The sequence below is a fragment of the Corallococcus aberystwythensis genome (assembly GCF_003612165.1).
In the GTDB taxonomy this organism is placed as follows: domain Bacteria; phylum Myxococcota; class Myxococcia; order Myxococcales; family Myxococcaceae; genus Corallococcus; species Corallococcus aberystwythensis.
The window spans coordinates 2,758-19,059 of record NZ_RAWK01000067.1; the positions used below are offsets into that span (position 1 = coordinate 2,758).

A 16,302-nucleotide genomic window follows, 5' to 3' on the forward strand; every position below is an offset into this window, starting at 1 on the left:
TCATGCCCCCTCAGGCCCTCCCTGGACATGGCGCTGGAGCGCTTCGGTCAGGCGCTCCGCGAGCCGTTGGACGTGGGGCTCGCGAAGCAGCGTGTAGTGGGTGCCGGGGAGCACTTCCCGCGTCAGCTCGCCTTGGACGTGCGCGCTCCATCCGTCATCCCCGGGGGGCGGAGCATCACCGGCCTGGATCAGGAGGACGCGGCCGGTGAAGGTGCCGACACGGTGATGTTTCAGGGCCCGCAGGTTGTGGGTGAAGACCTGCAGGAGCGCACGCCCTGTCGCCGTGGCCGCCTCCGGTGACGCGAGCTGTCCCTGGTCGAGCTCGAACAACGTGGCCACCTGGCCCGCGTCATCCACGTCCAGAGGCACGCGGTCCTCCGTCGCCGGGCTGGGGTCGATGAGGGCCACCAGCTCCACGGCCTCGCCACGGGCCTGGAGCTGACGGGCCATCTCGAAGGCGACCACGCCGCCCATGGACCAGCCGCCCAGCCGGTAGGGGCCGTGGGGCTGCACGGTGCGCACGGCGGCCACGTAGAGCGCCGCCATCGCCTCCACCGTGTCGAGCGGCGGACGGCTTCCATCGAGCCCCTGAGACTGGAGCCCGTAGAAGGGCTGCTCCGTCCCCAACTGCTTCGCCAGCGCCGCGTACGCGAGCACGTTGCCGCCCACCGGGTGGACGCAGAAGAACGGCCGCTGCGCTCCTTCACGTTGGATGGGCACGAGCGGGGAGAAGACCGTGGGCGCCTGTCCGAGCAGCCGGGCCAGGCTCTCCACCGTGGGCGCCTGGAAGAGGGCGGCCAGGGGCAGCTCGCGCTGGAAGCGCTCCCGGATGCGCGCCATCAACTTCACGGCGAGCAGGGAGTGGCCTCCCAGGTCGAAGAACGACCGGGTCACGCCGATGGGCCGGACGTCCAGCAGCTCCTCCCAGAGCGCCGCCAGCTCCCGCTCCAGGCCGTCGCGCGGAGCCGTGTCACTGGCCTCGGAAAGACGAGAGGCCGAAGCCTCCGGGAGGTGCATCCGGCGCAGCTCCTCCTCCGTCAGCAGGGTCCTCCGGTCCAGGGGCGCGTCAGGCGCGGCGAGGACCGTCTCCAGCAGCGTGCTCCATCGCTCCATCATCCGCTGGACCGTGGCGGCGTCGAAGAGGTCCGTGCTGTATGTGAGCGCCCCCTGGAAGCCGTCGGGCAGCCGGGTGAGGGCCAGGTCCAGGTCGAACTTCGCCGTCGTGGGGGCGACGTCCACCGCCTTCAGCGTGAGGCCCGGGAGGACGACCTCCGGCTCTGGTGTGTTGTGCAGCGCGAAGAGGGCCTGGAAGAGCGGCGTGCGGCCCAGGTCGCGCTCGGGCTGGAGTGCTTCCACCAGCCGCTCGAAGGGGAGGTCCTGGTGTTCGTATGCGCCCAGCGTGGTGGCGCGCACCCGCGCGAGGACCTTCCGGAACGACGCGTCCGAGGGGAAGCGGGCCCGGAGGACCAGCGTGTTGACGAAGAATCCGATGAGGCCTTCGGTCTCCGCATGGCGGCGGTTCGCGATGGGGGTGCCCACCAGCACGTCGTCCTGTCCGGCGTACCTCGACAGCAGCAGCTGGAACGCGGCCATGAGCACCATGAACGGCGTCGCGCCCTCGCGCTTCGCCAGCGCCTCCACCGCGTCACTCAAGGTGGGTGACAGCTGGACGGGCAGCAGTGCCCCCTGTGCGGAGCGGCGGGACGGACGGGGCCGGTCGGTCGGCATCTCCAGCGTGCGCGGCGCCCCTTCAAGCTCGCGCCGCCACCAGTCGAGCTGTCCCTCCAGCACCCGGCCTTCCATCCACGAGGCCTGCCACCGGGAGAAGTCCGCGTACTGCACGGGCAGCTCCGGCAGCGGCGAAGGTTGGCCCTGGCGGAACGCTTCGTAGAGCGCCACCAGCTCGCGCACGAGCACCCCGAAGGACCAGCCGTCGGAGATGGTGTGGTGCGTGCACAGGAGGAGCACGTGCTCCCGCGCGTCCAGTCGCAGCAGGGTGAAGCGCGCCAGGGGACCCGTGCCCAGGTCGAAGGGACGCAGCGAATCCGCGTCCACCCGGCGCCAGACCTCGGCCTCTCGCGCTTGCGTGGGCAGGGCCTCCAGGTCCTCCGTGCGCAGCGTTCCCGTAGGCGCGGGATGGATGCGCTGGCGGGGCGTTCCGTCGTGAGCCTCGAACGTCGTGCGCAGGGTTTCGTGCCGCTGCACCAGCGCGTCGAAGGCCCGCTGGAGGGTCGGCACGTCCAGCGCTCCGGACAGCCGCAGCGCGAAGGGCATGTTGTAGAGCGGGCTGCCCGGCTCCAACTGATCAATGAACCACAGCCGCTGCTGGGCGAAGGATAGGAGCGCGAGTCCGTCCCCCCGCATCCGCGTCAACGGCGGCAGCGTAGGCGTGGGCGCGGCGTCCGGCAGCCGCCGCGCGAGCTCCGCCACGGTGGGCGTTTCGAAGAGGGCCCGGACGCGCAGCTCCACGCCGAAGCGCGCGCGAACTCGGGCCACCACCTGCGTGGCCAGGAGCGAGTGCCCACCCAGCTCGAAGAAGTTGTCGTGACGGCCCACGCCGGGCACGCGCAGCAGCTCCTCCCAGATGGCGGCAAGTCGCGCTTCGGTGGTCGAGGCTGGCGGTTCGGAGACCCGCGTGGGGAGCCGGGACGCGTCCGGTACGGGCAGCGCCTTCCGGTCCAGCTTGCCGTTCGGCGTCAGGGGCAGGACGGGCAGGGCGAGGAGGACGGCCGGCACCATGGAGTCCGGCAGGTGCCGGCGCAGGTGTTCCCGCAGCGGGGCCAGGTCCACCTCCGGCGTGACGTAGGCCACCAGGCGCGAGTCGCCCGGAAGGTCCTCGCGCACCAGCGCCACCGCGTCCCGGATGCCCGGGTGGGCGCGCAGCGTGGACTCGATTTCGCCCAGCTCGATGCGGTGGCCGCGCAGCTTCACCTGGAAGTCCAGGCGGCCCATGAAGTCGAGCGTGCCGTCCTCGCGCCAACGGGCCTTGTCCCCCGTGCGGTACATGCGTGCGCCGGGCTCCGTGCCGAACGGGTCCGGCATGAAGCGCTCCGCCGTCAGATGCGGCCGGCCCAGGTAGCCCCGTGCGACGCCCTCACCGGCGAAGCACAGCTCTCCCGGCAGACCGAAGGGCACCAGCTCCTGACGCTCGTCGAGCACGTACGCACGCAGGTTGTCCAGCGGCCGCCCGATGACGGGCAGCGCGTGCGGCGTCCCCTGGAGGTCCCATTGGGTGACGTCCACGGTGCATTCGGTGGGGCCGTAGGTGTTGAAGGCCCGCGTGCGCCGGGTCGCAGCGAGCTGTCGCCAGAGGACCTCGTCCAGCGCCTCACCCCCCACCAGCAGCAGTGACGGCAGGCGCGGGCGCTCCAGCATCCCCGCGTCCAGCAGGAGCTTCAGCTGCGCGGGCGTGATGTCCATCGTGTCCACCCGCGTCCGCTCCAGCCACGCGAGCATCCGCTCCGGCTCCAGCCGGATGTCCGCCGGGACAGGGCACAGGCAGTGGCCGTCCATGATCCAGATGATCTGGTCCATGGACGCGTCGAAGAACAACGGCGCGTTGACTCCGACCCGGAGCCCAGGGGGCTGTCCCGAGTACACGGTTCGTGCCAGCGCATGGCGCAGGTGCAGCAGCGAGCGGTGGCGGACCATCACGCCCTTGGGCGTCCCGGTAGAGCCAGAGGTGTAGATGACGTAGGCGAGGTTCCCCGGGCCCGCCGCCGGGGGCGGGTTGGCCGCCAACTGGTCCGACAGTCGGACCAGTTCATCGTCCATCCGCACCAGGTGGGGCACGTCCGGGCGCCACGCTTCTTGCAGCGCCTTCGTCGTTACCAGTACGGACGCGCCACAATCCTTGAGGAGCAACGACTTGCGCGCGGCGGGCGCTGAGGGGTCCAGTGGCACGAAGGCGCCCCCGGCCTTGTTCACCGCGAGCAGCGCGATGACGCACTCCGCCGAGCGCTCCAGGCACAGGCCCACCGGAACCTCCGGGCCCACGCCCAGCGAGCGCAGGTGCCAGGCGAGCCGGTTGGCCCGGACGTTGAGCTGCCGGAAGGACAGCGTCGTCTCTCCGAACACCACGGCGTCGGCGTCCGGCGTGAGTTCCACCTGCGCCTCGAAGCGGCCGTGCAGCGTGCCATTGCCGTCGAAGGACGACACACCCCCGGCCAGGTCGCCCAGGAGCCGCCGCCGCTCTTCCACTGAGACAAGGGACAGGCTGGACAGCGGTGCATCCGGTTTCGCGAGCACGGCCTCCAGCAGCACGCGCAGGTGATTGAACATCCGCGCCATGGTGGGCCGTTCGAAGAGGTCCGTGGCGTACTCGAGCGTTCCCCGGAAGCCGTCCTCGCGGCGGTTGAAGTCCAGGCTCAGGTCGAACTGGGACGTGGTCCGCTCCCCGAGCGCGGCGGGGCGCACGGTGAGCCCGGGCAGTGACAGCTCCGGTACCGGCGCGTTCTGGAGCGCGAACATCACCTGGAACAGCGGCATGCGCCCCAGGTCGCGCTTCGCTTGAAGGGACTCCACCAATCGCTCGAAGGGGACGTCCTGGTGCTCGTAGGCCCCCAGCGTGGTGGTGCGCACCTGGGCCAGCAGCTCCCGGAACGTCGTCCGGGGTCCGAAGCTTCCGCGCAGCACCAGCGTGTTGACGAAGAATCCGATGAGGCCTTCGGTCTCCGCGTGACGGCGGTTCGCGATGGGCGTGCCGACGAGTACGTCGTCCTGACCGGAGTAGCGGTGCAGCACGGTCTGGAAGGCCGCGAGCAGGACCATGAAGGGCGTGGCGCCCTCCTGCTTCGCCAGGGACTCCACGCGTTCGGACAGGGCCAGGGGCAGGTGCACCGGCACCGTGTCGCCGCGCTGGGTGGAGACGGCGGGACGGGGCTTGTCGGTGGGCAGCTCCAGCGCCCGGGGTGCTCCCGCGAGCTGCTGCGTCCACCAGCCGAGCTGCGCCTCCAGCGCTTCACCCTGGAGCCAGTCGCGCTGCCAGAGCGCGAAGTCCGCGTACTGCACGGGCAGCTCCGGGAGCGCGGGCGGACGGCCCTCGCGCAGGGCCGCGTAGAGGGCGGTGAGCTCGCGCACCATCACGCCCAGCGACCAGCCGTCTGAGACGATGTGATGCAGGTGGAGCACCAGCACGTGCTCCTCCGCCGCGAGCTTGAGCAGCAGGGCGCGGATGACGGGCCCTCGCTCCAGGTCGAACGGCTGCTGGGATTCCTCCGTCGCCAGGCGCTCCGCTTCGCGCAGCCGGGCTTCGGTGTTGGCCAGCGCGCTCAGGTCCACCTGCTCCAGCGGCACGGTGGCGTTGGCGTGGATGTGCTGCACGGGCTGGCCCGCTTCCGTACGGAACGTGGTGCGCAGGGCTTCGTGCCGCGCCATCAGCGCGTCCAGGCTTCCCTTGAGCGCGGCCCCGTCCAGTGCTCCGAGGAGCCGCAGGGCGACGGGCATGTTGTAGAGGGCGCTGCCCGGTTCGAGCTGATCAATGAACCACAGCCGCTGCTGCGCGAACGACAGCGGCAGTCGCGAGGGCCTCGGGGCCCGGGTGAGCGGCGGGACGTGGGCGTGAGGGTTCGGGGTGGTGCCCAGGTGCTGTGCGAGCGCAGCCACGGTGGGTGCGTTGAACAGCTCGCCCAGGGGAAGCTCCACACCCAGCACCGCGCGGATGCGCGACACCACCTGCGTGGCCAGGAGCGAATGGCCGCCCAGTTCGAAGAAGTCGTCGTGGATGCCCACGGCATCCAGGTGCAGGACCTCCGCCCAGATGGCCGCGAGTTGGGCTTCCCGTGCGCTTCTCGGGGCTTCGCGCGTCGTCTCGGAAGACCGGGGCGCTTCGGGCGCGGGCAGGGCCTTGCGGTCCACCTTGCCGTTCGGTGACAGGGGCAGGGACGGCAGCATCACCCAGGCGGACGGCACCATGTAGTCGGGGAGCTGCCGCTGCGCGTGCGCCTTCACCCGGTCGGTGCTGGCGCCGTCCTCGTCGAGGACCACGTAGGCCACGAGCCGCTTCTCACCGGGCAGGTCCTCGCGCGCGAGCACGACGGCCTCACGCACGTCGGGGGCCTGGCGGAGCACGGCCTCCACTTCCCCGGGCTCGATGCGGAAGCCTCGCAGCTTGAGCTGGAAGTCGGTGCGGCCCAGGAACTCCAGCGTGCCGTCATCGCGCCAGCGGGCCCTGTCCCCCGTGCGGTAGAGGCGGGCGCCCGGTGTGGTGGCGTGGGGATTCGGGATGAACCGCTCGGCGGTGAGGTCCGGCCGCTGGAGGTAGCCCCAGGCGAGGCCGTCGCCGCCCACGTACAGCTCGCCGGGGAGTCCGGGGGGCAGGGGCTGGAGGTGCGCGTCCAGCACCCACGCGGTGGAGTTCGCCAGCGGCCGGCCAATGGGCACCGACCGCTCCACGGTGTCTCCCGCGCGCAGCGTGTGCGTGGTGGAGAAGGTGGTGTTCTCCGTGGGGCCGTACCCGTTGACGAGCACGGCGTCCGGCGCCATCCGCGCCAGGTGTTCCCACACGCGTGACACGGGCAGCACGTCACCGCCCGCCAGCACCTGCCGCACGCCCGCGAGCGACGCGCCTTCGTACAGCACCATCTGTTCGAAGAGGGCGGCGGTGAGCCACAGCGTGGTGACGCCCTCCACGGCGAGCAGCGTGCCCAGCTCCGACAGCGAGAGCATTCCCGGCGGTGCCAGCACCAGCTTCGCACCGTGCAGCAGCGCGCCCCAGAGCTCCAGCGTGGACGCGTCGAACGCGACCGGTGCGGCCTGGAGGAACACCTGCTCCGGACCGAAGGTGATGAAGCTGTTGCCCCGGACCAGGCGCACGATGCCCCGGTGGGGCACGCAGACGCCCTTGGGACGGCCCGTGCTGCCCGACGTGAACATCACGTAGGCCAGCGCCTCCGCGGGCACCCGCACGTCCAGCGCCGTGTCCGGCTGCTTCGCGATGAGGTCTGACTCCGCGTCCAGCAGGACCAGGAGCCCGGCCACCGCCGGCAGTTCGTCCGCCAGCGCCTCCTGCGTGACGAGCACGCTGACGCCCGCCTCCTGAAGCACCCAGGCCGTGCGATCCGCCGGGGCCTTCGCTTCCACGGGCACGTAGGCCGCGCCCGCCTTGAGGATGCCGAGCATGCCGATGACGAGCGCTGGTGACCGCTCCACGCACAACCCCACGCGGTCGCCGGGCCGCACGCCCAGCCTGCGCAGGTGGTGCGCGAGCTGGTTCGAGCGCCGATCCAGCTCTGCGTACGTGAGTTCACGCACAGCGACCGGCGCCGCGTCCGCGGACAGGATGGCGTCTGGACTCGCTGGCATCCGCACGGCGATGGCATCCGGTGTGCGCGCCGCCTGCTCCGCGAACAACGCGGGCACGGAGGCGTCACGCGGATACTCGGTCGCGGTGTCGTTCCAGGTGGCCAGGACCTGTTGACGCTCCTCGGGGGTGAGCAGTGACAGACGTGTCAGCGGGGCGGAGGGCGTGTCCACCGCGGCGTCGAGCAGCACCCGCAGGTGCCGGGCCATTCCGGCCACCGTGCCGGGCGTGAACAGGGCGGTGTTGAAGTTGAGTCCGCCCGTGAAGCCCTCCGGCGCACGGTGCAGCAGCAGCTCCAGGTCGAAGCGGATGGCACCCGGGTCGGCGTTCATCGGCTGGAGCGTCAGGCCAGGGAGGGCCAGTGGCGGCAGCGGCGCGTTCTGCAGCGTGAAGGTGACCTGGAAGAACGGCGTGCGGGATGCGTCGCGCGCGGGGTGCAGATCCTCGACGAGCTTCTCGAACGGCAGGTCCTGGTGCTCGTACGCGCCCAGGGTGGTGTCCCGCACGCGCGCCAGCAGCGTGAGAAACGTGTCGTCGTCACGCAGCCGGGTGCGCAGGACAACGGTGTTCGCGAAGTAGCCGATGAGGGCCTCGGACTCGGCGTGGCGGCGGCCCGCGATGGGCGATCCCACCAGCACGTCATCCTGACCGGCGTAACGGCCGAGCAGCACCTGGAACGCGGCCAGCAGCACCATGTACGGCGTGGCGCCTTCGCGCTTCGCCAGTGCCTCCAGGGCTTCGCTCGAAGGCCGTGGAAGGGTGAGCGGCATCAGCGCGCCCTGGAAGGTCTGCCGGGGCGGACGCGGATGGTCCGTGGGCAGCTCCAGGTGCGACGGTGCGCCTTCCAGCTGCCGCCGCCAGTAGCCAAGCTGCGCGTCCAGCACCGCGCCCTGCAACCAGCCGCGCTGCCACAACGCGTGGTCGGCGTACTGCACCGGCAACTCCGGCAGCGGAGAGGAGAGGTTGCGGGAGAGCGCGGCGTAGAGCGTGCCCATCTCCTGCACGAGGACGCCGGTGGACCAGCCGTCGGAGATGATGTGGTGCAGGTTCAGCACCAGCACGTGCTCCGTGGGCGACAGCTTCAGCAGCAGGGCCCGGAGGAGAGGGCCTTGTTCCAGGTCGAACGGCGAGCGTGCTTCCCCGGTGGCGAGCCGTGAGGCCTCGGCGCGGCGCTGCTCGGGGTCCGGAATGTGGGTGAGGTCCACCTGTCGCAAGGGCAGCGGACCGGGCGCGTGGATGACCTGCTCCGGGGCCCCTTCGTACTCGCGGAACGTGGTGCGCAGGACTTCATGACGGCGCAGCAGCCGGTCGAAGCTCCGCTGGAGCGCGCCCAGGTCGAGTGTGCCCTCCAGGCGGAGTGAGAACGGCAGGTGGTACGCCGCATCCGCGACACCCAGTTGATGGATGAACCACAGCCGCTGCTGCGCGAACGACAACGGCAGCACCGCGGGCCGGACTCCGCGCGTCAGGGGCGTGAGGCCCGTGGGCTCGGTCGCCGTTTCCTGCGGGGCCGGAGCAGGGGCCACGGCTCCGGACGCAGCGATGCGCCGGGCGAGCGCCTCCACGGTGGGGGCCTCGAACAGCGTGCGCAGCGGCACCTCCCGGCCCAGGCGCGTACGCACTCGCGCGGCCACCTGGGTCGCGAGCAGCGAGTGGCCGCCCAGTTCGAAGAAGCTGTCCCGCACGCCGACGCTCGCGATGCCGAGCACCTGCGCGAAGATCTCCGCGAGGGCGCGCTCGGTGTCGTCGCGTGGGGCGATGGGCTCCGCGCGTGCAGCGGCGGGCGCGTCCGGCGCGGGCAGGGCCTTGCGGTCCACCTTGCCGCTGGAGGTGAGCGGCAGCGCCTCCATGCGGACGATGGCGGAGGGCACCATGTACTCGGGCAGCCGCGAGTGCAGGAACGCGCGCAGCCCCGCAGTGTCGAGCTCTCCGCCGTCGACGCTGACGTAGGCGACGAGGCGCGGTCCTCCCGGGCTGTCCTGGCGCACGACGGCCACGGTGTCGCGTACGCCGGGCCAGGATTGGATGGCGGCTTCGATGTCGCCCAATTCGATGCGGAAGCCGCGCAGCTTCACCTGGAAGTCGGCGCGGCCCAGGTACTCCAACGTGCCGTCGGCGCGCCACCGGGCGATGTCTCCCGTGCGGTACAGCCGGGCGCCCGGCGTGTCGCTGAAGGCATCGGGGATGAAGCGCTCGGCCGTGAGGGTGGGGCGGCGCCAGTAGCCCCGGCCCACCTGCACGCCGCCGATGAACAGCTCGCCCGGGACGCCCAGGGGCACCGGCTGGCCGTGGGCATCCAGGACGTACATGCACGTGTTGGCCACGGGCCGTCCGATGGGAATCACGCGGAGCGCTGTGTCGCGCGGACACTCCCAGGACGTCACATCCACGGCGGCCTCGGTGGGGCCGTAGAGGTTGTGCAGCGTGGTGTGCGGCAGGCGGGCTTGTGCGCGGTGCACCAGATCCGCAGGCAGGGCTTCGCCGCTGCACATCACCTGTCGCAGGCGCGTCAGGGACTGCAGGCCGGGCTCCTCCACGAAGGCGCGCAGCATGGACGGCACGAAGTGCGCGGTCGTCACGCTCTCGCGCGCCATCAGCGCCACCAGGTAGTCCGGCTCCTGGTGCCCGCCGGGCCTCGCGAGCACCAGCCGCGCGCCCGTCATCAGGGGCCAGAAGAACTCCCACACGGACACGTCGAAGCTGAACGGCGTCTTCTGGAGCACCGTGTCCGATGGCGTCAGGCCGTAGCGCGCCTGCATCCAGCGCAGGCGGTTGACGACACCCGCGTGCGCGTTCATCGCGCCCTTGGGACGGCCGGTGCTGCCGGAGGTGAAGATGACGTAGGCGAGCGCGTCTTCACCGGCCAGCGGCGGAGGCGGAGCGGTGGACTCGCGCGCGATGGCATCCCACCGGGCGTCCAGCGCGATGACGTGCGCGGCATGCGGAGGCAGCGCGGCGCGGAAGCGCTCCTGGATGAGGAGCACGGGTGCGGCGGTGTCCTCAATCATCCCCGCGAGCCGTTCCGCTGGTGTGGCCGGATCCAGCGGCACGTAGGCCGCGCCGGATTTCAGGACGCCCAGCAGGGCGACGACCATCTCCAGGGAGCGTTCCATGCACACGCCCACCAGCGTCTCCGGGCCCACGCCGTGCGAACGCAGGTGGTGCGCGAGCTGGTTGGCCCGGGCTTCGAGCTGCGCGTACGTGAGGCGCTGGTCCTCGAACTGGAGCGCGATGGCTTCCGGCGTGCGTCCAGCCTGGGCTTCGAAGAGCTGGTGGATGGACGCGCCCACGGGGAAGTCCGCTCGCGTGTCGTTCCAGCCGCGCAGCACCTGTTCGCGCGCGGCCGGCGTGAGCAGCGACAGCGTGGCGACTGGAGCATCCGGCGCGGCGACGACGGCCCTGGCCAACACGGTCAGGTGCTCGGCCATGCGGGCCAGGGTTCCGGCGTCGAAGAGCGCGGTGGCGTACTCCAGACGGCAGCGCAGACCGTCGCGCTGCTCCCAGACCTCCAGGGACAGGTCGAACTTGGACGTCGTCACCGGCACGTCCACGCCGCCAATCTGGAGCCCGGCGCCTCCTGTCGTCTGGGCCTCGGGGACGTTGATGACGTTGAGGACGGTCTGGAACACCGGCGTACGGCTCAGGTCGCGAGGCACCTGGAGCACGTCCACCAGTTGCTCGAAGGGCATGTCCTGACGCGCGTAGCCGCCCAGGGCCTGCTGCTTCACTCGCGAGACGAGCTCCCGGAAGCCCGGCGCCCCGCTGAGCTTCGCCCGGAAGGCGAGCGTGTTGACGAAGCAGCCCAGCAGGCCGTCCACCTCGGGGCGGGACCGGCCGGCGATGGGCGTGCCCACCGCGAAGTCGTCCTGCCCGGAGGTGCGGGCGAGCAGCACCTGGAACAGCGCCATCAAGACCATGAAGGACGTGGCGCCCTCACGGCGGCCCAGCGCGAAGAGGGGCTCGGACAGATCGCGAGGCAGGTGGAAGGCGTGGGCCGCGCCCGCGTAGGACTGCGTGGCGGGGCGGGGCTGGTCGGTGGGCAGCTCCAGCGGCGGCGTGCCCTGGAGCAGGTCCTTCCACCAGCGGGCCTGTTCCTCCAGCACCGGACCGGTCAGCCACGAACGCTGCCACACGGCGTAGTCCGCGTACTGCACCGGCAACGGCGGCAAGACGGAAGGAACGCCCGCGCTGGCGCAGGCATAGAGGACCGGCAGCTCGCGGCTGATGACCAGGGTGCACCAGGCATCGGAGACGACGTGGTGCAGGAGCAGGTGGAGGACGTGCGTGTCGGGAGCCAGCCGCAACAGCAGCGCGCGGGCCACGGGCCCCGTGCCCAGGTGGAACGGCGTGGCGGTGTACGTCTGGCAGCGGCGGAGCATGGCCGCCTCACGCGCTTCAGCCGTATCTCCGGGAACGTCCTCTGTCTCCAGGGGAAGGGTGCCGGTTGAATGGATGACCTGCACGGCACCGTCGTCGCTCAGCGAATAGGTGGTGCGCAGGACCTCATGGCGTTCCACGAGCGAATGAAGCGCCGTCTGGAGCGCGGTGACATCCAGCGAGCCCGTGAGCCGGAAGATGATCGCGTTGTTGTAGGCGGTGCTCTCCGGCTCCAGCTCCTGGAGGTACCAGAGGCGCTGCTGCGCGAACGACAACGGGAGCGGCCGGTCACGCGGCGCACGTGGAATCGCCTGGAGCGCACCGGACGCCACGACGGCGGACACCGTCGAAGGGGCTCCACCGGCAGGCGCCGTTCCATGGGGCACCGCACGGCCCGTCGTGTTCGCGGCACCTTGCACGAGGGGCGAGGTTGCCGTCGGCGAGGGCATTGCGCCTGACGACCAGGCCTGCACCGTCGCGGCCGGAGCGCGCGGGGCGGGCAGCTTGAACCCAGGAAGGCTCACGGCCTCGACGCGACCCTCCGCGCGCAGGCGCACGGCGCGGCCCGTACGGTAGAGGCTCGACGAAGCGCGCAGTGGATGCGGCACCAGTCGTTCCTGCGCCTCACCTGTGGCCCTCCAGAGCGCGGCCGGTAGACCCGCGCCCGCCAGGGCGAGCTCTCCCACGACGCCCGTGGGCACGGGTTCCCCTGCGGCATCCAGCACCCAGACGTCCAGCCCCGGGGGCAGCTTCTCCTCCGGCGCACGGGGCAGCAGGCCGCCAGCACCGGCCTCGCCCGAGAGCAGCACGTCACCCCCCGCCGTGCGCTGGAGCGCCGATGCCAGCTCCGCCGACGCGTCCTCCAGGATCCATGCACCTACCGGCGCCAGGGCCTCGCGCGCTCCCGCGAGGTCCGTCAATGCTCGGGCCAGCCGCGCCGTGGTGTTCACCAGCACCGCGCCCGACCGCCGTGCCAGGGACAACAGCTCCTCCGCATCCGTCTCCTGCTCGCCACGCACGCGCCGCGAGTGGGACACCGCATCGGCGGCAACGGCCTCGCGCGCCGTTGCCAACCGCCGCAGTCCTTCCAGCACGACCGGCGTCTCCAGGCCGAAGTCGATGAGGCACGTCAGCTCGTCCACGTCCGAGGCCCGCACGTCGCGCAGCCGCTGGATTCCGCTCTCCACCGTGCCGATGAGGCCCGTGCCCTTCGCGTGGTGCTCGAAGGTGTGCTCCAGCAGCGCGTCGATGTCCTCGCGGGACACCTTGGCGATCTCTCCCTGGTATCCCTGCGCGGCGAGCAGCGACGTCGTGATGTCCGCCGAGCTCCGGAAGTACGCCAGCAGCGGCTTGCGCACCTGCCGGAGGACCTCCGCCTCGTCGTCCCCGAGGAACGTGTGCAGCATGCAGGTGATGTGGCCCCGGCCCGGATGTCCGTTGCGGCGCCACGCCTCGCGGTAGAGCGCCACCTTCGGCTTCAGCTCCTCCAGCGAGTGGGCGAAGAGCCCCGTGAGGACACCCGCGCCCAGCTCGCCCGCGAGCCGGAACGTCTCCGGGTTCGCGGTGGCGGTGAGCCACACGGGCAGCTCGCGCTGCACCGGCTTCGGGCGCAGGCCCACCTCCACCGTGACGCCGTTGCCGCCCGGGCGCCGCAGCCGCTCACCGCGCCAGAGGCCTCGCAGCGTCTCCAGGTGGCGCAGCAGGATGTTGCGCCGGTCCGCGTAGTTCCCGGGCGCGAAGATGAAGTCCTGCACGTGCCAGCCCGTGGCCACGGACACGTCCACACGGCCCTGCGACAGGTTGTCCACGACGGCCCACTGCTCCGCGACGAGCAGCGGATCATGCAGCGGCAGCACGACGCTGCCGGAGCGCAGGCGCAGGTTGCGGGTCACGCTCGCGAGCGCGGCGGACACCACCGCGGGCTGCGGGTAGATGCCGCCGAAGGAGTGGAAGTGCCGCTCGGGCGTCCAGATGGCGGAGAAGCCGTTCGCATCCGCGAACTTCGCGCCCTCCATCAAAAGCTCGTACTTGGGCCCGGAGAGCGAGTCCTCGTCGTTGGCGAAGTACGACAGGCTGAGCTGGAGCGGACGCACCGCCGCTGCGTCCGAGCTTCCGCGCGAGGCCGTTGCCTCGGAGGGGAACAGCACGCGCAGCCCGCGCGACAGGGCCCAGAGGGCTTCCAGTTCGGGCTTCTCGGGAGCGGGTTCGGACGCGGCGAGCCAGCTGGTGCCCGGTGCCGGATGCAGCCGTGCATCCAGGCCCGCGAAGAAGCCCGTGAGCGACGTCTGGCTCAACGCCCACGCGGGCTGCCCCGCGCCCATGGGCAGCAGCCACGCCAGGGACTCCGGCGAGGGAAGTGGAAGCGCCGCATCCACCGTCACGCTCGAAGCGTCGCTCAGCACCTCCTCGACGTGCAGGACGCGCGAGGCGTCCAGGCGCGTGGAGGTGAACAGCCCCCGCCAGGTGACGAGCCGGGGCACGACGCTGCCCTCCACGGCATAGACGGCCAGCGAGTCCAGGTCCGTGGGGCCGAGCGCCACCGGAGCGCCACCGGCCTCCAGTACACCCCACAGCGCGGCCAGCTTCTCTGGCGATGCGCGAAGGCAGATCGCCACGGGCTCCCCCGGCTGGACACCCTGTTCCCGGAGCCGCAGGGCGAGCCGCCGCGCACGCGTGGCCAGCTCCCGCCAGGTCCAGGTCCGCCCGGCCTGCTCCACGGCGACGGCGTCCGGCTGCCGCACCACGTGTTCGCGCAGCCGCGCGGACAGGACCGGGGCCTGCGTGACAGGAGGAGGGACGGGCCACGCCCGGCGTTCCGCATCGGTGGCCAGCGGCAGGCGGGAGAGGCGCTCCTCGGGCCGGGCCAGCGCCGCGCCGAGCAACACCTGGAGGTGCTCCAGCATCCGCCGCGCGGTGGAGGCGTCGAACAGCTCCGTCGCATATTCCAGCGCGCCGTGCACGCGGCCGGGTTCTTCCGTGAGGATGAGCGTCAGGTCCGACAGGGTGGCGCCCCACTGCACGGGCGTGCCCGGGACCTCGATGAAGGTGCCTCGCGCGCCGACGGCCGTCAGCGCGTCGCCGCCCATCTCCAGATTCGAGTGGTAGACGAACACCGTGTCCGTCATGCGCTCGCGGCCGATGTCCCGTCCGGGGACGAGCTGTTCGACGAGCATTTCGAAGGGCACGTCCGGCCGCGACTGCACGTCGGTGACCTCGCGCCGCACGCGGTGCAGCAGCTCGCGGAAGCTCGGGTCATCCCCGACGTGGGTGCGGAACGCCGCCGAGTGCGCCACGTAGCCGATGAGCGGCAGCAGCTCCGGCCGCGTGCGGTTGCCGATGGGCGTGCCGACGATGAGGTCCGCCTGCCCGGTATAGCGATGCAGCAGCGCGTTCCACGCGGCGAGCACCGTCATGTACGACGTGAAGCCCTCGCCGCGCCCGAAGGCGACGAGCGCCTCCGCGAGCGCCGGTGGGAAGTCGAGCACCATGCGCTCGGAGGTGAGCGGACAGTTCGCGGGCCGGGGCCGGTCCGTGGGGATGCCGAGCTGCCGGGGCATGCCGGCCAGCCGCTGCCGCCACCACTGCTCCTGCTCAGGGAAGCGTCCTTCCGCGAGCGACTGCCGCTGCCACGCGCCGAAGTCCGCGTACTGCACGGGCAACGGGGCCAGCGGGGACGGCCGGCCCTGAAGGAAGGCGGCGTAGAGCTGGCCCACCTCTTGGAGGAAGAGGGACGTGGAGAGCGTGTCGCAGACGATGTGGTGGATGCCGCAGACCAGCAGGTGCAGGTCCGCGCGCAGGCGCACGAGCGTGGTGCGCAGCACGGGGCCTCGCACCAGGTCGAACGGGCGCGCGGCGTCCTCGCGAGCGATGCGGAGCGCGGCCTCCTCGCGTTCCCCAGGCGTGCCTTCCACCTCCACGACGGGAAGCGGGATGCGCACGTGGGGATGGAAGCGCTGCACGGGCCGGCCGTCCACGGCGTCGTAGGTGGTGCGCAGGGCCTCGTGGCGCTGGACGACCTCCTGGATGGTGCGCTCCAGGATGGCGGCGTCGGCGGGGCCTTCCAGGCGCAGGACGAAGGGAATCGTGTAGGCGGACAGGCCGGGGAGGTACTGCTCCAGACGCCAGACACGCTCCTGCACGAAGGACAGGGGCAGCGCCTCCGTCCGGGAGCGGGGCACGAGGGGCAGCTCGCGCGTGGGCTCTTGCGCTGGAGCGTGTTGGAGCAGCGGCTCGATGCGGGAGGCGAGCCCCGCGACGGTGGGCGCTTCGAAGAGCGCGGCCAGCGGCACCTGGACGTGGAAGGTGTCGCGAAGCTGGTTCAGGAGCTGCGCGGCCATGAGGGAGTTGCCGCCCAGCTCCAGGAAGTTGTCGTCGCGGCCGACGAAGTCCACGCCCAGGCGCTCGCGCCACAGCGTGGCGATTCGAACCTCCACGTCACCGCGAGGCGCGTCCTCTCGGCCACCGGCGACAGGAAGGGCAGGGCGCTCCACGGAGGGCAGTGCCTCCGTGGCTTGCGGCAATGCGCCTGTGTTCACGGGCAACGCGGAGGACGACGTGGGCGAGGCCCGAGGTGTCGCTGCCCCCATGGCAGGCACGGCCTTGGACGCGGAGGACAGGGCCTCCGT

Annotated in this window: 1 protein-coding gene (only partly in view); it reads right to left on the reverse strand. The window is 71.7% G+C overall.

Annotation, left to right across the window (positions count from 1 at the left end):
* A protein-coding gene (locus D7W81_RS13345; protein ID WP_120555744.1) for a non-ribosomal peptide synthase/polyketide synthase crosses the window boundary here: on the reverse strand, nt 1-16,302 show its 3' portion. It continues 15,987 nt past the right edge of the window; 16,302 of the gene's 32,289 nt are visible here — the last part of the coding sequence; its start codon lies off the right edge, out of view — the gene reads right to left on this strand; its stop codon occupies nt 1-3.